A 624-nucleotide genomic window follows, 5' to 3' on the forward strand; every position below is an offset into this window, starting at 1 on the left:
ATTCCTTATATCAATAACCAGCTCATCCGTTGCTGATAACAGCAATAGATGAGCTTTTTTTTAGATAAAAAAGCCAAAAGGGCTGACCGTCATTCCCTTTGTTCGTGCTGGACGCAACGACCGTATTTGCTGAAATGTCTGCATTTTGTGCAAACGTTCTTCTACTCATCCTTCGCCTATGGCTACGTTAATGCAACGAGTGCAGGAATTAACTTCGTTGTAGATCAAAACAAATAATGGTTGAGCAGACAACAAGCTTGCTGTATTCTGCTCAACCATTATTCAAGTTAATGTTTCTTGCGGAAATTTACGACGAAGAAGCACGCCAGTATTAGGACGATTAACAAAACGCCTGTTGTCAGCGCCTCGGATGTGCTGCCTTCATTGACAGCAGTCTTTCCGGCGCCAAAAAAGTCGCCTGGTGGTCCGCCCATACCGCCTCCAAAGCCGCCCGGCGGGCCTCCACCGAAGTCTCCATCAAAGCCTCCACCGAAACCACCGCCGCCTGCCTGACCGTCCCCTTGCGCCGCTTGCCCCATTTGGCCATCATTCGGCGCTGCTTGCGCGCCGTTCGACTCTGCTTGACCTACTTGTACGCCTTCCGGCATCGCTGGCGCACCTTCC

General features: G+C 50.6%; 1 pseudogene. It reads right to left on the reverse strand.

From position 1 onward, the window contains the following. Positions 1-287 precede the first annotated feature (287 nt). A pseudogene (locus PXY01_RS20950) lies at positions 288-624 on the reverse strand (hypothetical protein); the annotation flags it as partial.

It is taken from the genome of Paenibacillus xylaniclasticus, from assembly GCF_004001065.1.
In the GTDB taxonomy this organism is placed as follows: domain Bacteria; phylum Bacillota; class Bacilli; order Paenibacillales; family Paenibacillaceae; genus Paenibacillus_T; species Paenibacillus_T xylaniclasticus.